This is a genomic window from Devosia nitrariae (assembly GCF_030160115.1).
Classification (GTDB): domain Bacteria; phylum Pseudomonadota; class Alphaproteobacteria; order Rhizobiales; family Devosiaceae; genus Devosia; species Devosia nitrariae.
The window spans coordinates 430,458-453,092 of record NZ_BSNS01000022.1; the positions used below are offsets into that span (position 1 = coordinate 430,458).

At 65.2% G+C, this 22,635-nt stretch carries 23 protein-coding genes; 14 read left to right on the plus strand and 9 right to left on the minus strand.

The window, feature by feature from the left end; genetic code table 11:
- Positions 1-181: 181 nt before the first annotated feature.
- Positions 182-928, minus strand: a complete 747-nt coding sequence (locus QQK18_RS21735; protein WP_284342462.1) for an SRPBCC family protein — start codon at positions 926-928, stop codon at positions 182-184.
- Positions 929-1,138: 210 nt separating this feature from the next.
- Between QQK18_RS21735 and QQK18_RS21740 the strand changes: the two genes are divergently transcribed.
- The 4 genes from QQK18_RS21740 (at position 1,139) to QQK18_RS21755 (ending at position 3,206) form a co-directional block, all read left to right on the plus strand.
- Positions 1,139-1,357, plus strand: a complete 219-nt coding sequence (locus QQK18_RS21740) for a hypothetical protein (protein WP_284342463.1) — start codon at positions 1,139-1,141, stop codon at positions 1,355-1,357.
- A gap of 93 nt (positions 1,358-1,450) precedes the next feature.
- Complete coding sequence (locus QQK18_RS21745) at positions 1,451-1,843, plus strand: COG4315 family predicted lipoprotein (protein WP_284342464.1); 393 nt, start codon at positions 1,451-1,453, stop codon at positions 1,841-1,843.
- A gap of 38 nt (positions 1,844-1,881) precedes the next feature.
- Positions 1,882-2,391: a sigma-70 family RNA polymerase sigma factor gene (locus tag QQK18_RS21750; protein WP_284342465.1), complete on the plus strand. Its 510-nt coding sequence runs from the start codon at positions 1,882-1,884 to the stop codon at positions 2,389-2,391.
- Complete coding sequence (locus QQK18_RS21755; RefSeq protein WP_284342466.1) at positions 2,388-3,206, plus strand: anti-sigma factor family protein; 819 nt, start codon at positions 2,388-2,390, stop codon at positions 3,204-3,206. Before QQK18_RS21750 ends, QQK18_RS21755 begins: the two co-directional genes overlap by 4 nt.
- Positions 3,207-3,391: 185 nt before the next feature.
- On the opposite strand, the gene QQK18_RS21760 is transcribed toward QQK18_RS21755, so the two are convergent.
- Positions 3,392-4,576, minus strand: a complete 1,185-nt coding sequence (locus QQK18_RS21760) for an alpha-hydroxy acid oxidase (protein ID WP_284342467.1) — start codon at positions 4,574-4,576, stop codon at positions 3,392-3,394.
- Between the two features lie 114 nt (positions 4,577-4,690).
- Here QQK18_RS21760 and QQK18_RS21765 point away from each other — a divergent pair, with 114 nt between their 5' ends.
- From QQK18_RS21765 to QQK18_RS21790, 6 genes are all read left to right on the plus strand, one after another.
- Entirely contained in the window at positions 4,691-5,602 is a 912-nt protein-coding gene (locus QQK18_RS21765; RefSeq protein WP_284342468.1) for an SMP-30/gluconolactonase/LRE family protein, read from the plus strand.
- Positions 5,603-5,696: 94 nt separating this feature from the next.
- The gene (locus QQK18_RS21770) at positions 5,697-6,317 is read left to right on the plus strand and encodes an alpha/beta hydrolase (RefSeq protein WP_284342469.1); all 621 of its coding nucleotides are present in this window, start codon (positions 5,697-5,699) and stop codon (positions 6,315-6,317) included.
- Positions 6,318-6,383: 66 nt separating this feature from the next.
- Complete coding sequence (locus tag QQK18_RS21775) at positions 6,384-7,055, plus strand: hypothetical protein (protein ID WP_284342470.1); 672 nt, start codon at positions 6,384-6,386, stop codon at positions 7,053-7,055.
- Positions 7,056-7,212: 157 nt separating this feature from the next.
- Positions 7,213-8,265, plus strand: a complete 1,053-nt coding sequence (locus tag QQK18_RS21780) for a TerC family protein (protein ID WP_284342471.1) — start codon at positions 7,213-7,215, stop codon at positions 8,263-8,265.
- Positions 8,266-8,420: 155 nt separating this feature from the next.
- The gene (locus tag QQK18_RS21785) at positions 8,421-9,425 is read left to right on the plus strand and encodes a DUF3298 domain-containing protein (protein WP_284342472.1); all 1,005 of its coding nucleotides are present in this window, start codon (positions 8,421-8,423) and stop codon (positions 9,423-9,425) included.
- A gap of 28 nt (positions 9,426-9,453) precedes the next feature.
- A complete protein-coding gene (locus QQK18_RS21790) occupies positions 9,454-10,392 on the plus strand; it encodes a phosphotransferase family protein (RefSeq protein WP_284342473.1) in 939 nt (312 codons plus the stop codon).
- A 93-nt stretch (positions 10,393-10,485) separates the two neighbouring features.
- Here the strand turns inward: QQK18_RS21790 and QQK18_RS21795 are convergent, their stop codons facing one another.
- A complete protein-coding gene (locus QQK18_RS21795; RefSeq protein WP_284342474.1) occupies positions 10,486-10,815 on the minus strand; it encodes a GNAT family N-acetyltransferase in 330 nt (109 codons plus the stop codon).
- Positions 10,816-10,917: 102 nt separating this feature from the next.
- On the opposite strand from QQK18_RS21795, the gene QQK18_RS21800 reads away from it, so the two are divergent.
- Positions 10,918-11,292, plus strand: coding sequence for a RidA family protein (locus QQK18_RS21800; protein ID WP_284342544.1), 375 nt, complete (start codon positions 10,918-10,920; stop codon positions 11,290-11,292).
- 3 nt (positions 11,293-11,295) lie between these two features.
- Here the strand turns inward: QQK18_RS21800 and QQK18_RS21805 are convergent, their stop codons facing one another.
- Entirely contained in the window at positions 11,296-12,225 is a 930-nt protein-coding gene (locus QQK18_RS21805) for a LysR family transcriptional regulator (protein ID WP_284342475.1), read from the minus strand.
- 95 nt (positions 12,226-12,320) lie between these two features.
- On the opposite strand from QQK18_RS21805, the gene QQK18_RS21810 reads away from it, so the two are divergent.
- Complete coding sequence (locus QQK18_RS21810) at positions 12,321-12,446, plus strand: hypothetical protein (RefSeq protein ID WP_284342476.1); 126 nt, start codon at positions 12,321-12,323, stop codon at positions 12,444-12,446.
- Between the two features lies 1 nt (position 12,447).
- On the opposite strand, the gene QQK18_RS21815 is transcribed toward QQK18_RS21810, so the two are convergent.
- The 5 genes from QQK18_RS21815 to QQK18_RS21835 form a co-directional block, all read right to left on the minus strand.
- A complete protein-coding gene (locus QQK18_RS21815) occupies positions 12,448-13,299 on the minus strand; it encodes a fumarylacetoacetate hydrolase family protein (protein ID WP_284342477.1) in 852 nt (283 codons plus the stop codon).
- Between the two features lie 375 nt (positions 13,300-13,674).
- Positions 13,675-16,929, minus strand: coding sequence for an error-prone DNA polymerase (locus tag QQK18_RS21820; RefSeq protein WP_284342478.1), 3,255 nt, complete (start codon positions 16,927-16,929; stop codon positions 13,675-13,677).
- A complete protein-coding gene (locus QQK18_RS21825; protein WP_284342479.1) occupies positions 16,926-18,491 on the minus strand; it encodes a Y-family DNA polymerase in 1,566 nt (521 codons plus the stop codon). The genes QQK18_RS21820 and QQK18_RS21825 overlap by 4 nt, the downstream gene beginning before the upstream one ends.
- The gene (locus QQK18_RS21830; protein WP_284342480.1) at positions 18,397-19,191 is read right to left on the minus strand and encodes an ImuA family protein; all 795 of its coding nucleotides are present in this window, start codon (positions 19,189-19,191) and stop codon (positions 18,397-18,399) included. The genes QQK18_RS21825 and QQK18_RS21830 overlap by 95 nt, the downstream gene beginning before the upstream one ends.
- A 2-nt stretch (positions 19,192-19,193) precedes the next feature.
- Complete coding sequence (locus tag QQK18_RS21835; RefSeq protein ID WP_284342481.1) at positions 19,194-19,946, minus strand: endonuclease III domain-containing protein; 753 nt, start codon at positions 19,944-19,946, stop codon at positions 19,194-19,196.
- Positions 19,947-20,154: 208 nt separating this feature from the next.
- Here QQK18_RS21835 and QQK18_RS21840 point away from each other — a divergent pair, with 208 nt between their 5' ends.
- Positions 20,155-20,502 carry a GFA family protein gene (locus tag QQK18_RS21840; RefSeq protein ID WP_284342482.1) on the plus strand — a complete coding sequence of 116 codons (348 nt, stop codon included), beginning with the start codon at positions 20,155-20,157 and terminating at the stop codon, positions 20,500-20,502.
- Between the two features lie 149 nt (positions 20,503-20,651).
- The gene (locus QQK18_RS21845) at positions 20,652-22,586 is read left to right on the plus strand and encodes an elongation factor G (RefSeq protein WP_284342483.1); all 1,935 of its coding nucleotides are present in this window, start codon (positions 20,652-20,654) and stop codon (positions 22,584-22,586) included.
- Positions 22,587-22,635 lie beyond the last annotated feature (49 nt).

Here is a 22,635-nt window from a genome sequence, read left to right on the forward strand (position 1 = left end):
GCCCGCCACATAGCATGTCTGTCGCCCTTGTCACCAGTCGGAGGTCAACCGCCCGCGATGCTCGCACCACGGCGTTTTCAGCAAAAGTGGATGCCACTTTTGCGGTTCGAAAACGCCGCAATCAGTTTGGGGCGCCCGTTCTGATCCAATCAAAACGGGAAAAGGCTCCAGTGCAGGTGTTTCACTCGGCCTGCGGAGCCTCGTACCGCTTCTCCCACCAGGCCCGCCAGCGGCTCGCGAGCTCGCCGAAGGTCGCGTCATCGAGCCCGAAGGTCGTCAGCAGCACCGAGCCGCCAGCGCTGGAACGGGTATCGGTAACGCCGGTGTTGGTCACGACCAGGAGGCCGTCGCCCCATTCGGTGACGTTGAGCCCGAGCTGGAAATGCGTGCGGTGCCAGACGATGCCCGAGATAGTCTCGCCGGTCGGCAGGCTTGCCGAATATTCCGCCCCGTCGGGACGCCTGATCAGGTCGATGATACCGAGCGCCTGGCGCGGTTCGGCAACGCCGGCCCTGGCCGCGCCCGAAAGATAGAGAGTTCGCCGCTTGGCCCCCGGATGCCGGTCGAGCAGCAGGCGCAGCTGCTGGACAAAGGTCACCCAGCCCTCAGGCACGTCCTCGAAGGCGCCGGCCCAGTCGACCGGCGGTCCGCGCCGCACCACCGCGACCGTCGTCTCGTTGGCGTCCCCGGTCAGTTCGAACGCGTCCGAGACGCCCTCCCACTCGCCGAACTGCAGCACATGCCCCGCCTCGTCCGCCTTCGCATGACCAAAGAAGATGAAGTCGATCTCGTCGGCGAGCGTTTCGGCATCCCAGCCGAACCAGTTGCGCAACTGTTCGCGCTCGCGCAGCGCCCGCCACACGGCGTCCACCGGCGCCTCGATGATCGTTTCGACCAGTACCTGCAGGTCGTCCTCTGTCTCGCTCATCTTCCCCTCCTTTTACCCAGCATAGCGCAGATGGTCGGCAACGGCACGCTGGTCGGCGGCGCCGCAAAATGATCCACCAGCACCTGTCCCTCCACTGCCAATCCACCGACGGGCATGGCGCCGACCAACCTCGATCCCGAACCTATTTGATCTGAATCAAATACCGCCCGCCCGTTCCATGCTGTTAACAGGCAGTATGGAGTTGTGAAGTTGGGCAAGAAGCGGCGTTACGACATCGTTCGCGAGGGGGCGACTTGGACCGTTGGGGTTGGTGGCCCCTCCCTTCGAGGCTATCTTTCGCAGGACGCGGCGATTGCTGCCGCGCGTGAGGCAGCGCGCCAGGCCCACGCCATGGGCCAGGAGATCCAGATCTTCCTCTGGAACGGCGCCGAGCCGATCGAGGACGCATCCGACCAGCCGCAGAAATAAATCGTCCCCTCGGGAATAAACCGCCCGCGGCGGTGTTGACCCTCATGCGGGCCGGACTCCTCCGCCCGCTAAAATCGAGGGAGACTCCCAAAGATGTTGAAAAAGCTCCTCCTGGCCGGCGCTGCCGCGCTCGCGCTTCTCGCCGTACCGGCGATCTCCGCCGAATATCTAGGCGGCGCCGTCAAATCCACCGATGTCGGCGGTCAGATGATCCTGACCGACGCTAACGGCATGACGCTCTATATCTTCGACAAAGACGAGCCGGGCGTGACCAATTGTTACGAACAATGCGCCATCAACTGGCCGCCGCTGATTGCCGATGCCTCGGCAACACCCGAAGGCGAGTTCACGCTCGTCGAGCGCACCGACGGCACCCAGATGTGGGCCTACAAGGGCATGCCGCTCTATTACTGGAAGGACGACGTCAATCCCGGCGATACCACCGGTGACGGCGTCGGCGGCGTCTGGCATCTTGCTGTGGAATGATCACGCGCCGTTTAGGTTCGTGACGTGAGGGCGACGGCTTGAGCGAGTTCCTGAGCGAGATCGAGGCTTGCGTACCGGCGTTGCGGCGTTATGCCCGCGCGCTGACGCGTAACGCCGATACCGCCGACGATCTCGTGCAGGACTGTCTCGAACGCGCCATTGCCAGGCGCGGCCTGTTCCGGCCGCAGGGACCGGTCCGCGCCTGGCTTTTCACCATTCTTTTGAACCTTTACCGCAACGGGCTGCGTGCCGGTCGCCGGCGCGGACAGGTCGTCGCGCTCGACGACGTGCCCAGCGAGCCGGTGACTCCCGCTCCCCAGCCCGGGCACATGGCACTCGCCGAAACCGCCCGTGCCATCGACGCGTTGCCGCTCGACCAGAAGGAGGCGCTGCTGCTGATCGTCCTCGAAGGCGTGAGCTACGCCGAGGCCGCCGGAATACTGGGCGTCCCCCAGGGCACGCTGATGTCGCGCCTCTCGCGCGCCCGCGCGGCGCTGCGCAGCGCAGCGGGCGTCCCCGGGGAACCTTACCTCAGGACCGTCAAATGAGTGCCGTCGGCCCCATCTCCCGCGAGACGCTCCTCGCCTATGCCGACGGCCAGCTGCCGCAGGCCGAGGCCGAGACGGTCGCCGCCTATCTCGCCGCCAACCCGGAAGCCGCCGCCGAGGTCGCGCTCTGGGCACGCCAGGACGATTCCATACGCACGCTCTTCGGCCCCGCCGGCGCCGAGCCGGTGCCGCCACGCTTGAAGCCCCGGCGCCTCGCCGCCGAGATGGAGAGCCGCAATCGCGGCCGCTGGCGCTGGGCCGCGGCCGCCGTCGTTCTTCTCGGCATCGGGCTCGGCGCCGGGTGGCTCACCCGCCCTCTGCTCGAGAGCAGGCCGGCAACCTACGACATCCTCATCGCCAGCGCCGTCAACGCCCACCGCGTCTTTGCTGCCGAGAACCGCCACGCCGTCGAGGTCGCTTCCAACGACAGGGACCACCTGGTCACCTGGCTTTCCAACAGGCTGGAAACCGAGGTCGGAACGCCCGACCTCTCTGTCGAAGGCTTTACCCTCAAGGGCGGCCGGCTGCTGCCCGCCGACCCGCAGGCGGGCGGACGCGCCGCGCAGCTGATGTACGAGAATGCGGCGGGCGAACGCGTCACCGTCTACATCACCGCGGCCCTGCCCGATCCGGAGCCGGCCTATGAATTCGCCAGCCTCGACGGCGCCGAGGCCTTCTACTGGGCCAATGCGCGCATCACCTGCACCGTCGTCGGCACGCTGCCACAGGAGCGCATGCAGACCGTCTCCCGGACGGTCTACCGGCAGCTGACCGGTGGGAGCACGGGGATGGAGGAATATCGGGGGATGAGCTGAGGGATGACCTTCCGGCCGAGGATGCTTCCGGTGAGACTACGTCACATCCACCGGGTCATTCCCGCGAAAGCGGGAACCTCCGTTTCCCTTGCCGGCTCTGCCAACAGAGGTTCCCGCTTTCGCGGGAATGACCCCGTGGGTATTGGTGTTTTGGTGCCGAGATGCGGAAAAGTGGGAGCCGCAATTTAGTAATTCCCCCCGACCCGGTTCCGCGGCGGGATGTCGTTGGAATAGATGTTGTGCGGCCCGATATTGCGGATATCGCGTTCGCCGCAGAGCGCCATGGTGATCTCGAGCTCGCGGTGGAAGATATCGAGCACCCGCTTGACCCCGGCTTCGCCGCCGGCCCCGAGCCCCCAGAGAAACGCTCGGCCGATGAAGGTCGATTTGGCGCCCATGGCCAGGGCCTTGATCACGTCCTGGCCCGAGCGGATGCCGCCGTCGAGATAGACCTCGGTGGTCTTGCCCACCGCATCGACGATCTCGGGCAGCACTCTGATGGTCGACGGCGCTCCATCGAGCTGGCGCCCACCGTGGTTGGAGACGATCACGCCGTCGGCCCCGTGCGCCACGGCCTGGCGCGCGTCCTCGGCATCGAGCACGCCCTTGACGATCACAGGTCCGCCAAAGCGCTCCTTGACCCAGGAGAGGTCCTTCCAGCTGAGCGTCGGGTCGAACTGGTTATTGGTCCACACCGAAAGCTTGGAAAGGTCCCCCGCGTTCTCCACATGCCCGACGATGTTGCGGAAGGTGTGCCGCCTGGTCCCGAGCATCCCCAGCGCCCAGGCGGGCTTGCGCGCCATCTCGAAGACGAAGCGCGGCGTGAACTTGGGCGGCGCCGACATGCCGTTGCGCAAATCCTTGTGGCGCTGGCCGAGGATCTGCAGGTCCATGGTCAGGACCAGCGCCGAGCACCTGGCGGCCTTGGCCCGATCGATCAGCCGCTCGATGAAGGCGCGGTCGCGCATCACGTAGAGCTGGAACCAGAACGGCTTGCTGGTGTTCTCGGCGATGTCCTCGATCGAGCAGATCGACATGGTCGAGAGCGTGAAGGGCACGCCGAACGCCTCGGCCGCCCGCGCCGCCTTGATCTCGCCGTCGGGGAACTGCATGCCGGTCAGTCCCGTCGGAGCGATCGCCACCGGCATGGCGACCTCCTGCCCGATCATTGTGGTCTTGAGCGTACGGCCTTCCATATTGACCGCGACGCGCTGGTTGAGGGCGATCTTGCCAAAATCCTCGGCATTGGCCCGATAGGTGCTCTCGGTCCAGGCGCCCGAATCCGCATAGTCGAAGAACTGCTTGGGCACCCGACGCTTGGCCAGCGCCATCATCTCCTCGATGGTCAGAATTTTGGTGAGATCGGCCATGCCCAGTCCTTACGGTTTTCCCTGCTCTACTAACTAACATGTTAGTCGTCAATGCGCCTTGCCTTGGCGGCCTCTTCCGCGCAATCTGCCCGCGCCAAACGGGGGAGGTGCATCATGGCGGCCAGCAATGCCTACGACTATATCGATAAGAAATTCTACGACCTGACCATCGGCATCGCCGCCATCGAAACCCTTTACGACGGGTGCCGCTGGAGCGAAGGCCCCGTCTGGTTCGAGGACGGCAACTACCTCGTCTGGTCGGACATTCCCAACAATCGCCTGCTGCGCTGGGTGCCGGACCTCGGCGTCTCCGTCTTCCGCATGCCCTCCAATTACATCAACGGCAACACCCGCGACCGCGAGGGCCGGCTGGTGTCCTGTTCGCACGGCGCGCGTGCAATCCTTCGTACCGAGCCGGACGGAACGATCACCACCCTCGTCTCCCACTTCGAGGGCAAGCGCCTCAACTCGCCAAACGACCTCGTCGTCAAGTCCGACGGGACCATCTGGTTCACCGACCCGACCTACGGCATCATCTCGGACTACGAGGGCTACAAGTCCCCCCAGGAGCAGGTCGGCTGCTACGTCTTCCGCTTCGATCCCGCGGACGGGTCGCTGACCGTCGTGACCGACGAACTGAAGAAGCCCAACGGCCTGGCCTTCTCGCCCGACGAAACGGTGCTCTACGTTGCCGACAGCGGTCGCAGCCATGACCCCGACTGGCCGACGGTCATCCGCCAATATGACGTCAACGGCGACCGGCTCAGCAACGGGCGTGTGTTCGTTGAAACCGGCGCCGGCACGCCCGATGGCTTCCGCATCGATACCGAGGGCAATGTCTGGACCAGCGCCGGCCCGTCGATCGAATGCTACAATTCGTCGGGGGCCCTGCTCGGCCGCATCCGCGCCCCGCAGGCCGTCTCCAACCTGACCTTCGGCGGACCCCGGCGCAACCGGCTGTTCTTCACCTCGACCCAGGCGGTCTATTCAGTCTTCGTTGCCGCGAGCGGCGTCCAGCGCCCTTGACTGTTTAAAGCTCGGCAACGGTGCGTGGCGCGGACGGCTGATTGTCTAGCGGCCGACGTATGCCAGATATGGCGGAACGACAGGAGATCCGCACATGAGTGACTACCTCTTCCGCGAGAGCAAGGGCGCCGACGCCCAGGCGCCGGTGTTCTTCGTCTTCCACGGCACCGGGGGCGACGAGAACCAGTTCTTCGACCTTGCCGGGAAGCTGCTTGCCGGCGCCCATGTCATCGCCCCGCGCGGCGACGTCTCCGAGGCCGGGGCGTTGCGCTACTTCCGCCGCACCGGCGAGGGCGTCTACGACATGGACGACCTGGCGCTACGCACCAGCAACATGGCCGAGTTCGCGCGCGAGCGCCTCGAAGGCGTCTCGCCTTCGGCCGTCATCGGCCTTGGCTATTCCAACGGCGCCAACATCCTCGCTTCGGTACTGTTCGAGCATCCAGAGATCTTCGATGCCGCTGTGCTGATGCACCCGCTGATCCCCTTCGCCCCACCGCCGCGGCCCGAACTTGTCGGCAAGCGTCTCCTCATCACCGCCGGCCGGCGCGATCCCATCGGACCTGCAGCCGCGACCCAGGACCTGGCCGACTACTTCTCCGGCCAGGGCGCCGCGGTCGATCTCTTCTGGCACGATGGCGGCCATGAGCTACGCCAGGAGGAATTCTTGAAGACCGCAGAATTCCTCAAGCCCTACCGAGTGGCGACCGCCTGAACCGCAGTTGATTGCCGCGGCCCGCCCCGCCATGATGCCGATCCGAGGGGTTGAGGAGGGGCTGGCATGAAGAAAACGGTGGCAGGCGTCCTGCTGGCGGCGGTGCTTGCGGCACCGGCGCCCGCGGCGGCGCAATACGACCAGTGTGGCGAGGACGACATCGCCTGCGATGAACTGTGGTACTGGCTCGGTGAAACCCTGTTTCTTTATGAGCTAGGCGTGCTGAACCTTATTGGCGAGGGCGCCCGCCAGTGCTTCGAAGCCGACACTGCCGCCTGGCACGAGAAGGTCGCGGCAAGCTGCGGCGAGGATGCCGCCTGCACCGAGACAGCCTATCGCGAGCGCCTCGCCAGCCTCGCTCCCCTGCAGCCGGGCATGAACGCTGCCGAAGGCGTCGCCATGGACGGCATTGCCGTACTCGCCACCGTCCTCGGCCCCGAGACCGGCGACCTGCCCGCCGCCGCCCCGCCCGTGCCGTTCGACGCCACGGGCCGGCTGGTCTGGGCGAGCGAGCACATCGAGCACATGGGCCTTGCCGTCGATGCTGGCGCGGCCGCCGGGCACGTCATCGTCTTCGATATGGATATCGGCAACCAGCCCGGCCACACCTCACTGATGCAGATGATCGAGAACGCGCCGGACACAGAGGTTCTCGTCCGCGGCTCCTCGGCAACGGCGCCCGACGGGGTGGCCAACTTCGATACCGAGCAGTGCCGGTTGGTCTACCGGCTGCCTTAGCAAGCGGCGAGCAAAGAGAAATTTCCAACACCCCCCTTGAAAGCCGCGGCGCCGCCCCCACATCGCACAGGCGGCGCCGGGCCCCTCTGGCGGCGGTGAGCTTTTGTTCCTGCCGTGATGTCGGAGCCGCTCCATTCAACATGGAGATGGTCCGGCCATGGAGCCCCTTCTTGCCGCCCTTATGGGCGATTTTCTCGGCACCCCCGTTTATTTCTGGGTTGCCTTCGTTGCCATTGTCATCGCCCTGCTGGTCTTCGACCTCGGTATCCTCCACCACGACGAGCACGAGATTTCCGCCAAGGAAAGCCTCATGCTCTATTCCTTCTATGTCGGCATAGCGCTGGCCTTCGGGGCCTGGGTGTGGGTCTCGCGCGGCCATATCGCCGGTCTCGAATTCTATACCGGCTACCTGATCGAACAGAGCCTGGCGATGGACAACATGTTCGTCATCGCCTCGGTGTTCAGCTTCCTCGCCATCCCGCGGATCTATCAGCATCGGGTGCTGTTCTGGGGCATCCTCGGCGTCATCCTCTTCCGCGCCATACTCATCGGGCTCGGCGCCGCGCTCATCGCCTCCTTCAACTGGATCCTCTTCATCTTCGGCGCCTTCCTCGTCTTCACGGGCGTGCGTATGTTCACCCACAAGGACGACAACCCGCACATAGAGGACAACCCACTCCTCAAATGGCTGCGCGCCCATGTGCCGATCACCAATGAACTGCACGGCCGCCATTTCGCTGTGCGCCAGCACAATCCCAAGGCCGGGCGGGTCACCTGGTTTCTCACTCCGCTCGCCGTCGCGCTGATCCTCGTCGAGTTCGTTGACCTGATCTTTGCCGTCGACTCGGTGCCGGCGGTGTTCGCGGTGACCCAGGACACCTTCATCGTCTATACCTCCAACATCTTCGCGATCCTCGGCCTGCGCGCCCTCTACTTCGCGCTGGCCGCGGCCATGACCCGCTTCCGCTATTTGCAGATCTCGCTCGCCATCATCCTGGTGCTGATCGGTATCAAGATCTTCCTGGTGCCGCTCCATATCCATGTCGACACCCTGCTGTCGCTGATCGTGACCCTAACCATTCTCGGCGGCGGCGTTGCGTTCTCGCTGTGGAGGACGCGCAACGAGCCGCCGATCCCACCGGTCGCACCGACGGAGATCGGAACTGAGGCCGGCGGGGAAGAAGGTGAGCCGCGAGAGGCACTGCGCTAGAGGCAGTCGTGCTTGGGGTGCGGAGGTGAGCACCTTGTCACCTTCGGCTCCTGCACCAGCGTCTCATCCGCACCCACCCTTCACCACTGCGGCGCTGCGCGTTCCGGCTGTCATCCGGACATGCTAAGAACCTCCCGATCCTGGAGGAACCGGTCATGCGCATCGTCTTTGCAATTCTCGCTGTCTTCGCCCTTGCCTTGCCACATACCGCGGCGGCTGCGAGCTTCGATTGCGCCAAGGCGGCAACGGTGATGGAGGAGACCATCTGCGACGTGCCAGACCTTTCGAAGGCCGACGAGGTGCTGGACGTCGCCTATGCCACCGCTATCGGCGGCCTCTCCAAATCCGCCGTCAATGAGATGCGCCAGGGTCAGCGCGACTGGCTGGATTTTGCCGGCTATGTCTGCATCAAAGAGGCGCCTGACGACACGCTCGAAGAGCGCGGCACTTGCCTTCTCGACCTCTACAACCAGCGCATCTCGACCCTAGAGGACAGCCGCATGCTCGGCGGCCGTCGCTTCTACCTCCACACTGCCTATGGCGCCGCCCCCGACCCGGAGGCCGAACCCGGCTCCTACTGGCAGGTTGCGCAGCACGCCCTCGCCTTCCCGATGATCGACGGCGAGGACGACGTAGCCAAGGGCTTCAACGACATGATGGGCGTCTATTTCGCCGAATGGGTGCTCGACGGGGAGAGCGACGATTTCGACTCCTCGAGCGACATCACCATGTCCGCTTCGGTCGAGACGGTGCTGCCTGCCCGCATCACCGTCAAGCTCGACAATTTCTGGTACGGGCATGGCGCCGCCCACGGCAATTACGGCGTGAGCTACCTGCACTACCTGCCCGCCGAAAACCGGCAGATGATTGCGCAGGACCTCTTTGCAGGCTCAGACTGGCAGAAGACCCTGCTGGACCTGACCGTTGCCGCCCTCAAGTCCGAGCATGGCGATGCGCTCTTCGACGGGTTCGAGGACGACATCGCCGAAATCGTCACCAATCCAGAGCGCTGGATCTTCGGCGACTATGGCCTTTCCATCCAGTTCCAGCCCTACGAGGTCTCCGCCTACGCCTACGGCGCCCCCACCGCGACCGTGAAGTGGGAAAATCTCGACGGGCTCCTCAGCGAGAGCGGCCAGACGCTCCGCTGGGGGAGCTAGCATCGGGTCCCATCGAGCCGGGCGCAGCATGACCATTGTCGTTGACATCGACAGATTACGGCCGATCCTCGAGGAGATCGGCGCAGCGATCCCGACAGATCTCGAGGAGATGCCTGGCGGCAGCTCACCCTCCTTTCGCATAGACCTTGTCGACGGCACCCATCTGGTCCTCAAGACCTACACGGAGGGCCTTTCCCTGGTGCCCTCCAAGGAAGCCTTCGCAGCGGCGCAATTGCGAAACCTCAACATTCCAGCCACACGATACTTGCTGGTCGACGAAACCCGGAAGCGACTGCCCTTCCGCTATGCCATCACCAGCTATCTGCCGGGCGTGCTCGTCAGGGTGCTGAAGGACGAGCCGGGGATTGCGAACGTCTATCGGCAGATGGGCGAACTGCAGCGCAAGCTCCACACCATTCCGATGCCTGGATATGGCTCCATGAGTGCCACCGGCGTCGCTTCACCCGCGCAAACGAATGCGGACTTTCTGCGACCGCTGATCGACGGCGCGTTCACGGGATTCGTGAGGTTCGGTGGAGACGCTGCACTCGCGGAACGCCTGCGCGCGATCATCGACGAGCGGTTCGACGACATCGTCCTGTACAACACTGGCGCGGTTTTCGCCCATGACGACCTGCATCCAGGCAATGTGCTGGCCGCACGGACGGCGGAGGGTAACCTGTCGCTCAGTGGCCTCATCGACTTCGGCAATGCCCGCGCGACGGACCCGGTGTTCGACCTCGCTAAGTGCCTGTTCTGTTCAAGACATGAAGCGCCGGATAGCCCAATGCTCATTCTCGAGGGCTACGGGCCAATCGAGCACCCCGATCCTGAGGCCGCGCTCTGGTACTATACGCTGTTGCACCGGATCACCATGTGGTGGTGGCTGCGGCACGTCGGGGTCATCCCGACGCCCGATGCACCGAGCGACTTGATCGACGACCTGCGGTCGATGGCTTACGCGTAGAAACGGCTGCGCACACGTCCGCGACTATTGCGGTTCGGGTCGCGATAATCCACGTAGCGCTCCCGCCCTCGTTCAATCAGAACGGAAAAGGCGCTAGCCGGCCGCAATCGGCCGACCGCCGTCAAGCTGCGCGCGTACGTCCGCCCAGTCCGGGTGACGGCGGAACTGCACCTCGACATAGGGGCAGCGCGGGATGATGGTGAACCCGTCCTTGCGCGCGTCGGCGATCGCCGCCTTGACCAGTTGCAGGGCGATCCCCCGCCCCTCGAACTTCGGTGGCACGCCCGTATGGTCGATGGAAATGATCCCCGGCGCCACCCAGCGATAGGTCATCTCCGCCTCGTATCCGGGCGCGAGCGGCGCCGAGTAGCGACCGCGCGCTTCACTGTCCTCGCGGGTAACGGTCACCGGAAATGTAGTCATGAAACGGGGCCTTGGGCTTCTATCGGGTCCTCCTATATCGTGGCCCGCGCCAGCAATGACAAGCACTCACGGAGCCTCGCCATGTCCCTGCCCATTCATCACATGATCGCCACCGGCCCCCGTCCGGTCGCGCCGTTCTCGCATGCGGTCGAGGCCGACGGCTGGGTATTCCTGACCGGGCAGATGCCGACCGACCCGCAGGCGCCCGATGCGCCGCTCCCCGAGGGCATCGAGGCGCAGACCCGGCGGGTGATGGACAATCTGAGGCTCGTGCTGGCCGGCATCGGGCTCTCGCTCGAGAACGTCACCTTCGCTCGCATCTACCTCACCCATTTCGAGCGCGACTACGCGGCGACGAACGAGGCCTACAAGAGCTATTTCGAAGAAGGGAAACTCCCCGGGCGCACCACCATCGGCGTCACCGGCCTTGCCGTCGGCGCCCTTGTCGAGATCGACATGGTCGCGCGCCGGCCGTAGCCCCTATGCTCTCTGAACCTGCGAAAAGATCCACTGCCGGAAGATAGTGATTTCGGGGCGCGGGCGGCGCTGCGGGGCCGTGACCAGATGATAGTGCAGGTCCGAGGGCAGCACCTCGACAAAGCACCGCACCAGCCGCCCGGCCTTGAGGTCGTCGGCGACGAGCGAGGTACGCACCAGCGCGAACCCTTCCCCGCGCCGGCAGGCTTCGAGCATGTCGGAAAAGGTCGCGTATACCGGGCCGGCATCCATATCGATCTCGCGGGCGAGCTCGTCGCCTGGGCTTCCCTCGCCGGCGCCGTAGAGCTGGCTGTGCCAACGCCGCCAGTCGAGCACCGTATGCCGCTCGCCCTTATAGTGGAGGAGCGGCGCGGCGAGCAGCGCTTTCCGCTTCGGCAATCGCGCGCTGAGTTCGGGCGAAGAGACGGCGAACTCCTCCTCCAGCATCAGCCGATCGGCCGATAGGCCCGGTCCGCCGCTGCCAAGCCAGATGGCGATATCGGCCTCGCCCGCCATAAGGTCCGCCCGTCGGTATTCGAGGGTGACGCTGACGCTGATGCCGGGATGAGCCGAAACGAAGTTTTCGAGCCGTGGTGCCAGCCATTGCGTGCCGAACTCGGGCGTCGTCGAGAGAGAAAGCTTCTGCCTCTGCCCGGTCTGGCGCGCCGCCGAGAGCACCTGGTGGAGATCCGTCAGGCTCTCGCGCACCTGCGGCAGCAGCCTCTCACCGAGCGGCGTGAGGCCGACGGCGCGCCTGTCGCGCACGAACACCTGCCCGCCAAGCCAGTCCTCGAACTGGGCGATCTGGTGGCTGACCGCCGTCTGCGTCAGCCCCAGCGCTGTCGCAGCCTTGGTGAAGCTGCCGGTCTCGGCGACGGCCAGGAAGGCGCGCAGCCCCTGCAGGGAGGGCAGCGCAGTCGATGCGAGGATCATGAAATTTCCTCATGCATGGCGTGGCGAGACTTCGTTTCTCCTCGCGTAGATTAAGCGCGAAGATCGCCTTCATGCAATCGATGAGGGTTCAGATCATGAGAATCTTTGCTGCATTCGCACGCGCGCTAGCCGCCTCGCGCCCGCCCGCCGATACCCTGCGCCGCGATGTCGGCCTCATCGAGAAGCCGGCACCGCGACGCGACTGGTGGGATTACGTCTAGGTCAGCCCTGCCAGGCCCTGACGTTCTGCCGCTGCTCGCCGAGCCCGTCGATGCCGAGGCGCATGACGTTGCCGGGCTTCAGCCATACCGGCTCGGGCTTGATGCCCATGCCGACGCCCGGAGGGGTGCCGGTGGTGATGATGTCGCCCGGCTGCAGGCTCATGAACTGGCTGATATAGGATACGAGATGGGCAACGCCGAAGACCATGGTGCGGGTCGTGCCGTCCTGGTAGCGGTGCCCGTCGACCTCGAGCCACATCGAGAGGTCCTGCGGATCGGCGATTTCGTCGCGCGTCACCAGCCACGGCCCGATCGGCCCGAAGGTATCGGCCGACTTGCCCTTGACCCACTGCCCGCCGCGCTCGGTCTGGAAGTGCCGTTCGGAAAGATCGTTGACGACACAATAGCCGGCGACGTGCTCGAGGGCTTGCGTCTGCTCGACATAGCGGGCTTCGCGGCCGATGACGACGCCGAGCTCGACTTCCCAGTCCGGTTTGATCGAGTTCCTGGGGATGATGACGTCGTCGTTCGGCCCGATGATGGCGCTCGTCGCCTTCATGAAGAGGATGGGCTCGTCCGGGATTTTCGCACCGGTTTCGGCGGCGTGGTCGGCATAGTTGAGCCCGACGCAGATGAACTTGCCGACATTGGCGACGCACGGCCCGATGCGTGGGGTGCCCTCGATTTTCGGGAGGACGCCGACATCGGTCGCGCGGATGCGCGCCAGGCCCTCGGGGGTGAGCGTCTCGCCGCCGATATCGGTGACGACGCCGGAAAGATCGCGCACCACACCATCCCCATCGAGGATCGCGGGCTTTTCGGATCCTTTTTCCCCCACACGCAGCAACTTCATCTCTTCAGCCTCCTCTTGCCGGCAGCCAGCCCTAACATGTTAGTGCGCTTGTAACCGCGCCCCGACCGCGAGTCGAGCCGCCTTTGGGCGAATCCGTTCGGTGGGGTGGCATAAGCGTTTTCCCTAGTGGTGGCGATCGGGCAGTCAATGCTCGGTGCTGGCGATTGGCACCCTCCCCTTCTCCCCTCGTGGGAGAAGGTGGCGCGCAGCGCCGGATGAGGGGGCTCCCACCAAACCCTTGTGCAAGCCGCACCATCGCACCCCCTCACCCTGCGTTTCCGCTGAACGCGGAAACGCGGTCCCTCTCCCACAAGGGGCGAGGGGAAGGGGGCTCAACCAGCATCCGCGGCGGACCCAACTCCGCCACTCGTCCCCTCAATGGAAATTCCGCCCCTTAGGCAACACGCGCGTATCGCGTGGATGCCGCCAGAGGCTCGGTTGCTCGACCGGGGGCTTGGCGCGGTCGGGTGCGGTTTCCATGGCGCGCATCAGTTGCGGGGTGAGGTCGATCAGCCGTTTGGCGACCACATGAGTGACGTTGTCGGCCTTCTGCACCGTACCTTCGATCGCAACCATGCGCGCGCCCATCACCACCTTGCGGAATTCATCAAAGACCGTTTTCCAGATGACGGCATTGGCAATGCCGGTCTCGTCCTCGAGCGTCATGAAGACGACGCCGCTCGCCGTCCCCGGACGCTGGCGCACCAGCACCAGGCCGGCAATGATCACCTTGCGCCCGTTTGTCACCCCCTCGAGGTCGCGGGTACGCACCACCCCGCGCGGGTCGAGCCTGTCACGCAGGAACGCCACCGGATGGCCTTTGAGGGAAAGGCGCAGCGTCTCGTAATCCTGGTGCACGTGCTCGCCGTCAAGGAGCGCGGGCAGTTCCACCTTCTCATCCTCGGTCGGTAGCAGGGCGGAGACCCCCGCATCCTCGTTGAGGAAAAGCGGCAGGCTCTCCTCATTGGCGCGCGCGCCCAGATACCCGGAAAGCCCGCGGATCTCCCAGAGCGCCTGCCGCCGGTCGAGGCCAAAGGAGCGATAGGCATCGGCATGGGCGAGGCGTTGAAGCACCGAGACTTCGATGCGCGTGCGCTCATAGAGGTCGTTCATGTCGGCGAAGCCGGCGCCGCGCGCCGCAACCAGCTTTTGCCCCGTTTCTTCGCGCATCCCGTCGATCTGGCGCAGGCCAAGGCGCAGGGCAAAGGCGTTGCCGCCCTCGCGGGTCATCGCGCGCGGATCCTCGAGTGGCTCGAGCTTATGGTCCCAGTCGCTGTGGTTGACGTCGACCGGCAGCACCACGCCATGATGGTCGCGGAAATCGCGCACGATCGAGCCCGACGAATAAAAGCCCATGGGTTGGGAGTTCAGCAGCGCGCAGGCAAAAGCATCGGGAAAGTGGCATTTGAGCCAGGCCGAGGCATAGGCGAGCAACGCAAAGCTCGCCGAGTGGCTTTCGGGAAAGCCGTAATCGGAAAAGCCTTCGATCTGCTTGAAGCACCGTTGCGCGAAGTCCAGCTTGTAGCCCTTACCGGTCATGCCCTTGATGAAATCGTCGCGGAACTTGTCGATGGTGCCATGGTTGCGGAAGGACGCCATGGCCCGCCGCAGCTTGTCGGCCTTGTCGGCGGAAAAGCCCGCCCCGACCATGGCGATCTTCATCGCCTGCTCCTGGAAGAGCGGCACGCCGAGGGTCTTGTGCAGCACGGCCTTCAAGGCCTCGGAAGGATATTCAACCGTTTCCCTGCCCTGCCGGCGCCGCAGATACGGGTGCACCATGTCGCCCTGGATGGGACCGGGGCGCACGATGGCGATCTCGATGACGAGATCGTAGAAATCCTTCGGTCTCAGACGCGGCAGCATGGACATCTGCGCGCGGCTTTCGATCTGGAAGACGCCGACAGTGTCGGCCTCCTGGATCATCGCATAGGTCGCTTTGTCCTCGCGCGGTACGCTGGCCAGCGAGTAGCGCGTGCCATAATGGTCGGCAACAAGATCGAAGGTCTTGCGCAAGCACGTCAGCATGCCGAGCGCCAGCACGTCGACCTTGAGGAGCCCCAGCGCATCGAGGTCGTCCTTATCCCATTCGACGAACGTGCGCTCGTCCATCCCCGCATTGCCGATCGGCACCACCTCCTCCAGCGGCTCCTGGGTGATGACGAAGCCGCCCACATGCTGCGACAGGTGCCGCGGAAAGCCGACAAGCTCTCCCGCGAGCACCAGCGCCTGCAACAGGCGCGGATCGTGGGGATCAAGGCCTGCTTTGCGGATATCGTCCTGCGGCGGCGTTTCCGACGACCACCCCCAGACGATGCCGGACATGGCGCGCACGATGTCGGGCGACAGGCCCATGGCCTTGCCCGCCTCGTTGATGGCGCTGCGTGCCCGGTAGGAGATGACGGTCGCGGCGATCCCGGCGCGGTGCCGGCCATATTTCTTGTAGATGTACTGGATCACCTCCTCGCGCCGCTCGTGCTCGAAATCGACGTCGATGTCGGGCGGCTCGCCGCGCTCGACCGAGATGAAGCGCTCGAAGAGGAGATCGATCTCGTCTGGATTGACCGCGGTGATGCCGAGGCAATAGCAGACCACCGAATTGGCCGAGGAGCCGCGCCCCTGGCAGAGAATATGCTGGCTGCGGGCAAAGCCGACGATGTCCTGGACGGTGAGGAAATAAGGCGCGAAATCGAGCTCGGCGATGAGGCGCAGCTCATGGGCGATCTTGCCGCGCACATTCTCGCTGATCCCGTTGGGAAAGCGCCTCCTCGCCCCCTCCCAGGTCAGCCGCTCGAGCTCGGCCTGCGGCGTAGCGCTCTCGCCCATCGGCTCATCGGGATAGTGGGGCTTCAATTCGCTGAGCGAGAAGGTGCAAACCTCACTCAGCTCGATGGTACGCGCCAGAGCCGCCTCGTAGCCCGAGAGCAGGCGCGCCATCTCTGCGCCGGACTTGAGGTGCCGCTCGGCATTGCGCTCGAGGCGGAAGCCCGCCTCGTCGATGGTCACATGCTCGCGAATGCAGGTCAGAAGATCCTGCAGGCGACGGCGTCCGTGATCGTGGTAGAGCACGTCATTGGTGGCAAGGAGCGGCGTGCCGTGTTGATCGGCCAGAGCGGCGAGCCTGTCGAAGCGGGCGCGGTCGTTGCTGCGATAATAGGGCGTCAGGGCAAGATAGGTCTCGCCGGCAAAGACGCAGGCGAAGCGGGCAAGTCTTTCCCGGAACTCACCGTCAAGCTCATAGGTCGGCATGACGACGAAGCGCTGGCCGTGGCCGAGACCGGCAAGATCCTCGAAATCGAGATGGCACTCGCCCTTCGGGGCGCGGAGATTGCCCAGGGTCAAAAGCTTGCTGAGCCGCCCATAGGCCTCCCTGTCAGTCGGAAAGCACAGCGCCTCGAACCCGTCGCGCAAAACGAGCCGAGCCCCGACGACAAGACGGATGCCCGCATCCCTTGCTGCCACATGCGCCCGCACCGCACCGGAAAGCGTGTTGCGGTCGGCAATGCCAATGGCGGAAAGCCCAAGCTCCTTGGCCATGCCGACCATTTCATGCGGATGCGAGCCGCCGTGGAGGAAGCTGAAATTACTGGTGACGGCGAGTTCCGCATAAGCGGGCGCGTTCACGGCAGTCATGGGAACACCCCATGGATGAACCAGCTCGCCGGCTCTCCCTGCCGCTCATAAAAACCCTGGCGATAGAGCCAGAAGCGGTGCCCGGCCTCATCCTCGACGCGGTAGTAGTCGCGGGTCTCGCCGGGCGCGGCGCTCCACCATTCGGGCGCGATGCGCTCAGGGCCGTCGGCGCGCACGATCCGGTGGGCGATGCGCCGCCACGCGAAGCGGGTCGGCGGATGGTCGGGTGTTTCGAAGATGACGTCGACCGGCTCGGGCCTGCCAAAGAGCAGGATCGGACGGGCGAGCGGAGTATCGTCCATGAGGTGCCGTGCATGGGCGCTCCAGTCCTGCAGTGCAATGGGCTCGAGCACCGAGAGAGCCTCGACCGCCTTTTCGGGCACGTAGCTTTGCCGCGGCACGAAGCGGGTGACGCTGGCGGCGCCGAACCGGTTGGCGAAGCGGTCGAGGAGCTCGGAAATGTCGCCTTCCGCCTCGCCGGGCGCGCCGGTATCGAGCCCATGCTGCTGCGCGTCGCCCCGCTCGACGTCGAAGGCGGCAAGGGTCGCCGCCTCGAAGCCGAAGCCGGCACGCTCCTCGATGCGCTCGAGCCGCTCGCAGATGAGGCGCGAGAGGTGCCTGGCATCGCGGCTCAAGGCACTGGTTCGCAATTCCAGCGCCTCGAACCAGCCGTCGACCCGGTAGAGGACGAGCTCGATCCGTCGCGCGCCCTTGCCTGCCTTGTAGAGTGCCTCGGCCAGTTCGCGCGACAGGTGCTTAACGGTCGCCTCGATATCGGCTAGCAGGGTCACGGGCTCAGCGAAACGGCAGTCGGCCCGATAGACGGGCGGCGGCGTCAGCGGGTTGAAGCTTTCGTCGGCCTGACCCAGAGCCTGGTCGAGGCGCATCACCAATAGCATGCCGAACCGGGCAACCAACGCCCCGCGCGGCTTGCCGATGAGGAGTCCGATCTGCTTGAGGCCGAGCTTGTCGAGAGCGGCGACCGTCTCCTCGCTGAGCCTCAAGGCTGCAACCGGAAAGGCGGCGAGGGCTTCACTGATCTCGCCAGTCGCGATGATGGCGTGCGCACTCGGCGCATGGCGGGCGGCGGCCCAGGCGGCCCCGAGGGTCGGGGCGATGGCGAGCCGGGCCGAGAGCCCGAAGCTTTCGAGCCGTTGCGCAAGATCGTCCATCAGCCCCTCCTCGCCGCCGAAGAGATGCGCACAGCCGGTGATGTCGAGGCTGATGCCGTCCTCGCCCTCGATACGGGTGAAGGGACTGTAGCGCTGGCCCCAGAGGGCAAGGCGGGTCAACGCCTCGACGTCGCCGGCGCTGTCGGCCGGATAGACCTCGAGCGCCGGAAAAATGGCGCGCGCATCGGTGACCGGCATGCCGGTAAAAAGCCCCTGCGCCTCGGCAGCGGCGTTGGTCGCGGTGATGCGCGCCCCGCTTTGGGCGTTATCCGAGAGGACCAGCGGCCGGCCCTCGTCAGGCGGCAGCAGGTTGCCCACCTCTGCGGCGATCGACCCGGAGCGGCGTTCGATCGCCCAGCGGGGCAGCCACACGGAAAGATAGCGTTTCATGGTCCCATTCGACCGGCCATACACCGGTCACTCCTTTACGCGTTTTGATAAGCTCCACCCGCCAGCGCGGGGCCCCGAGTCCCGGCCGGTACTGGCCGGTGCGCCAGGCAGGGGCGCTGGCCTCCGCCCCGATCCGCCAGCGCATGTCGGCGGCTGTCGAAAGGCCAAGGTCCGGCCTGGTGCCGACGATGAAGGCGGTGGCGCCGTGCCGGCCGGCCCGCATGGAAAGACGGCGGCTGGCGGTGAAATCATAGGCGCGGTCGTTCTCGGGCAGGATTCCGATAGCGGCGGCGACCGCCGGATGCGACAGGGCTTCCTCCAGCGCCCAGAGCACGTTGACGGGCTTTGCGACGCGCAGGTGCACCAGCCGGTTGGGATCGATCCCATAGGCGGCAAGACCGATGGGGTAGAGCCTGCCCATGTCGAAGGCGACGAACGAGGGCAGCACGAAGAGAATGTGCCCGGCACGCGTCTCGAGAATGCGCCGAAGCGCCCCGAGCCCGAAGCCGAGAGTGGCAGAGAGGTCCGCATGGCTTGCCGGCAGCAGCTCGTGCAGCGCTCCGGTCACCAGGCCCCTCCCCGGCAGCGCCGCATCGATCCCGGCAGCCCCCATCGGCGCGCTCGGCCAGGCCTGCGGGGAAATCCGTTCCGTTTCGGTGATCCGGGCGCGTAGCGCCGCAAGGTTCTGGAGACTGGACATGTCTAGCCACCCTGCCGATCCGGATGGAAGGCTTGAGGAGAAAAAGCCGAGAGGGGCGCAACCGCCGACGAATTGGCCGTTGGACACATCAGCCGCAGCGGACAAGGTGCGCATCTGGGCCGGCCTGCCGTGCAGAAGACCCTTCCCAGAAACTGCATCAGAATGTGATGCGTCTCGGTGTCGTCGGCGCTCCATTGGTCGGGGACCAGCTGGTTGAGTAGGCGCGATGCAAGCTTATGCGGCGTTCCGGGCGGCACCAGCCCGAAGCGCATAGCAACGCGGTAGTGGGTGGTATCGACGCAGAGTACGCGCCTGTGGAGCGTGCTGAAATTGAGGACGGCCGTGCTGGCCTTGGGGCCGATCCCGGGCAGGCTCTCGAGCCACGTCTGCGCCGCCTCGACCGGCCGGTTGCCGAGGAAATCTAGATCGAGCCGCTGGCGCCGGCGCATGATCGCCTGCAGCGCGCTCGGCACGTAGAACGCCTTCTTTTCGGGGAAAGTGGTCTGCCCAATCCTGGCCAGGAGGTCGCCGGCGCGCATCCGCGCCACCGGCTCCCAGGTGGGAAAGCTGTTGGCAAGCCCCTCGAATGCGGACTTGGCGATTCCATCGCGCGTACGCCCCGAGAGCATGGCAAAGACCATCTGGCTCACCGGGTCCATCCGGCGCGTGGCTGCCACCGGCCCAAAGGCTGCCGACAGCAGCTCATGGGCGCGCGCAAGCCTGTTCTCCATCACAAAAGGCAGCGTCAGTTGCATACCCTGATTTAAGAACAAAAAGAGAACACGAGCAACCGGATTCCGCATCCACACCGCAGAATCCGGCTATGTCCTTGATTCAAAAAGGCGAGAAATTCCGGGGATGTGAGGCGGGATACCCTTCACTCCGTAAGCGCCTTCAAGCCCGAGCTTCGTTGTCAGCTGGCCACCAGTGTGCAAGCATTCCCGCAATGTCGAGGTTGGGTAGATGAGCGTCACGGTTTCCTGCCATTGCGGACGGATTCGGCTCGAAGTGAGTGCGGAGCTCACCGAGGTGGTGGAGTGCAACTGCTCGCTCTGCGTGCGATCGGGCTTCCTGCATTGGTACGTCCAGCCCGACCAGGTCAAATTCCTCACCGAGAATCAGGGCGCGAGCACCTATTGGTGGCGAAGCGCGACGGGCGGACAGCACTTCTGCGCGAACTGCGGAACGGCGATTCTGCGAACCTCGACCGAGTACCCGCCACCCGTGTCGGTCAATGCGCGCTGCATCGAGGGAGTCGAGCTTGCTTCGCTGACCATCCACCAGTTCGATGGCAAGCACGCTTATCCGTGAAGCCGGAGGCCCAGGCAACGGCACCATTGCCCGCAGCGGCGGCCTGTGCTGTATTCATGCTTCCCTATCCTTCCGCACCCGGGAGAACGAGATGAAAGCCTTCATGTCCACTGAGAAAGGAGTTCCCTATCGAGAGGACATGAGGTTCCATGCGAACGTTGAACCTGGGGATCCTGGCGCATGTCGACGCCGGAAAGACCAGCCTTACTGAACGCCTGCTCCATGCAGCCGGTGTCATCGACCGGATCGGCAGCGTCGATGACGGCAATACCCAGACCGATACACTGGCGCTCGAACGCCGGCGCGGCATTACCATCAAGTCCGCCGTCGTCTCGTTCATCCTGAACGACATCATCGTCAACCTGATCGATACCCCCGGCCACCCGGATTTCATTGCCGAGGTGGAGCGGGTGCTGAGTGTCCTCGACGGCGCGGTGCTGGTGGTTTCGGCCGTCGAAGGCGTCCAGGCGCAAACCCGCGTGCTGATGCGTGCGCTCAAACGCCTCAATGTTCCGACGCTGATCTTCGTCAACAAGATCGACCGCGCCGGCGCGGTCGAGCAGCGCGTCCTTGCGCGCATCGGCGAGGCGCTGACGCCGGCGATCCTGCCGATGGGCTCGGTCGAGGACCCCGGCACGCGCCAGGCCCGCTTCGCGCCCTTCGAGCCCGACGACCCCGCCTTCCAGACAAGGCTCACCGAACGCCTCGCCGAAAATGACGAGGAGGTCCTCGCAGCCTTTGTCGAGGGGAGGACCCTCCCCGACGGGCGGCTGCGCGAGGCTCTCAAGGCGCAGACCCGGCAGGCACAGGTTCATCCGCTCTTCTTCGGTTCGGCCGTCACCGGCGCCGGCATCGAGCAGCTGGTTGCCGGCATCAGTCAGTTGCTGCCCGCCAGCCAAGGCGACGCGGACGGCCCCGTCTCGGGCACGGTGTTCAAGGTGGAGCGCGGCCGGGCGGGCGAGAAGATCGCCTATCTCCGCATGTTCTCGGGGACAGTGCACGCACGAGACCGGCTGCAGTTCGGTGCGGGCAAGGACGCCAAGGTCACTGCCATCGGTCACTTCGAACGCGGCGCCGCCCTCGAGAAGGGCGCGGTCGCCGCCGGGCAGATCGGCAAGCTCTGGGGGCTCGCCGACATCCGCATCGGTGATGCGATCGGCGTTCCGCGCGCAGGTCAGGGGCATCACCACTTCGCCCCGCCGACGCTCGAGACCGTCATTGTGCCAAAGCATTCCGCCGACAAGGGCGCGCTCCACGCCGCTCTCGTCGAGCTTGCCGAACAGGACCCCCTGATTAACCTCCGCCAGGACGACATCGGCCAGGAGATGTTCGTCTCGCTCTATGGCGAGGTGCAGAAGGAGGTGATCGAGGCAACGCTGGCCAGCGACTACGGCATCGAGGTCGAATTCCGCGGCACCACGACCATCTGCATCGAGCGCCCTGCCGGCACCGGCGCGGCGATTGAACTGATGGGCGCCTCGTCCAACCCGTTCATCGCGACGGTTGGGCTGCGTATCGATCCGGGCCCTCCCGGTTCAGGTTTCGAGTTCCGGCTCGAAGCGGAGCTGAGGACCATTCCGCTCTATGTCTACAAGACCGTCGACGAATTCGGCCACGCAATCGAGGCGACGGTGCGCGACACCCTGGCCCAAGGGCTTCTCGGTTGGCAGGTAAGCGACTGCATCGTCACCATGACCCATTCCAACTACAACTCGCCCTCGACCACCGCCGGCGACTTCAGGAAGCTGACGCCCCTGGTGCTGATGGACGCGATGAAGAGCTCCGGCACCCTGGTCTGCGAACCGGTCCATCGTTTCCATCTCGATATTCCGGGAGACACACTGGGCACGGTGCTGCCGGCCCTGGCGCGGCTGGGCGCGATCCCCGAAATCCCCCAGATGCGTGGCGCCTCGTCGACGCTCGAGGGCACGATCCGCGCCGCCTGCGTCGGCGATCTGCAACGCCAGCTCCCGGGCCTGACGCATGGCGAGGGCATGGTCGAATACACGTTCGACAGCTATCAGCCGGTCCATGGCGAGACCCCGGTCCGTCATCTCCATCGACGTCATCCCGGTGCAGGTTAATGAACAGAGCTGGGCCATTGCCGACAACCCCGTGCTCTGCGTGCCGCTG

Bases quoted from the DNA above. Each gene is read 5' to 3' on its own strand.
- QQK18_RS21735 (WP_284342462.1), bottom strand. From the start codon at position 928: ATGAGCGAGACAGAGGACGACCTGCAGGTACTGGTCGAAACGATCATC.
- QQK18_RS21840 (WP_284342482.1), top strand. From the start codon at position 20,155: ATGAGCGTCACGGTTTCCTGCCATTGCGGACGGATTCGGCTCGAAGTG.
- QQK18_RS21760 (WP_284342467.1), bottom strand. From the start codon at position 4,576: ATGGCCGATCTCACCAAAATTCTGACCATCGAGGAGATGATGGCGCTG.
- QQK18_RS21835 (WP_284342481.1), bottom strand. From the start codon at position 19,946: ATGCAACTGACGCTGCCTTTTGTGATGGAGAACAGGCTTGCGCGCGCC.
- QQK18_RS21845 (WP_284342483.1), top strand. From the start codon at position 20,652: ATGCGAACGTTGAACCTGGGGATCCTGGCGCATGTCGACGCCGGAAAG.
- QQK18_RS21745 (WP_284342464.1), top strand. From the start codon at position 1,451: ATGTTGAAAAAGCTCCTCCTGGCCGGCGCTGCCGCGCTCGCGCTTCTC.
- QQK18_RS21830 (WP_284342480.1), bottom strand. From the start codon at position 19,191: ATGTCCAGTCTCCAGAACCTTGCGGCGCTACGCGCCCGGATCACCGAA.
- QQK18_RS21805 (WP_284342475.1), bottom strand. From the start codon at position 12,225: ATGATCCTCGCATCGACTGCGCTGCCCTCCCTGCAGGGGCTGCGCGCC.
- QQK18_RS21785 (WP_284342472.1), top strand. From the start codon at position 8,421: ATGCGCATCGTCTTTGCAATTCTCGCTGTCTTCGCCCTTGCCTTGCCA.
- QQK18_RS21820 (WP_284342478.1), bottom strand. From the start codon at position 16,929: ATGACTGCCGTGAACGCGCCCGCTTATGCGGAACTCGCCGTCACCAGT.
- QQK18_RS21825 (WP_284342479.1), bottom strand. From the start codon at position 18,491: ATGAAACGCTATCTTTCCGTGTGGCTGCCCCGCTGGGCGATCGAACGC.
- QQK18_RS21755 (WP_284342466.1), top strand. From the start codon at position 2,388: ATGAGTGCCGTCGGCCCCATCTCCCGCGAGACGCTCCTCGCCTATGCC.
- QQK18_RS21790 (WP_284342473.1), top strand. From the start codon at position 9,454: ATGACCATTGTCGTTGACATCGACAGATTACGGCCGATCCTCGAGGAG.
- QQK18_RS21780 (WP_284342471.1), top strand. From the start codon at position 7,213: ATGGAGCCCCTTCTTGCCGCCCTTATGGGCGATTTTCTCGGCACCCCC.
- QQK18_RS21765 (WP_284342468.1), top strand. From the start codon at position 4,691: ATGGCGGCCAGCAATGCCTACGACTATATCGATAAGAAATTCTACGAC.
- QQK18_RS21810 (WP_284342476.1), top strand. From the start codon at position 12,321: ATGAGAATCTTTGCTGCATTCGCACGCGCGCTAGCCGCCTCGCGCCCG.
- QQK18_RS21795 (WP_284342474.1), bottom strand. From the start codon at position 10,815: ATGACTACATTTCCGGTGACCGTTACCCGCGAGGACAGTGAAGCGCGC.
- QQK18_RS21800 (WP_284342544.1), top strand. From the start codon at position 10,918: ATGATCGCCACCGGCCCCCGTCCGGTCGCGCCGTTCTCGCATGCGGTC.
- QQK18_RS21815 (WP_284342477.1), bottom strand. From the start codon at position 13,299: ATGAAGTTGCTGCGTGTGGGGGAAAAAGGATCCGAAAAGCCCGCGATC.
- QQK18_RS21770 (WP_284342469.1), top strand. From the start codon at position 5,697: ATGAGTGACTACCTCTTCCGCGAGAGCAAGGGCGCCGACGCCCAGGCG.
- QQK18_RS21775 (WP_284342470.1), top strand. From the start codon at position 6,384: ATGAAGAAAACGGTGGCAGGCGTCCTGCTGGCGGCGGTGCTTGCGGCA.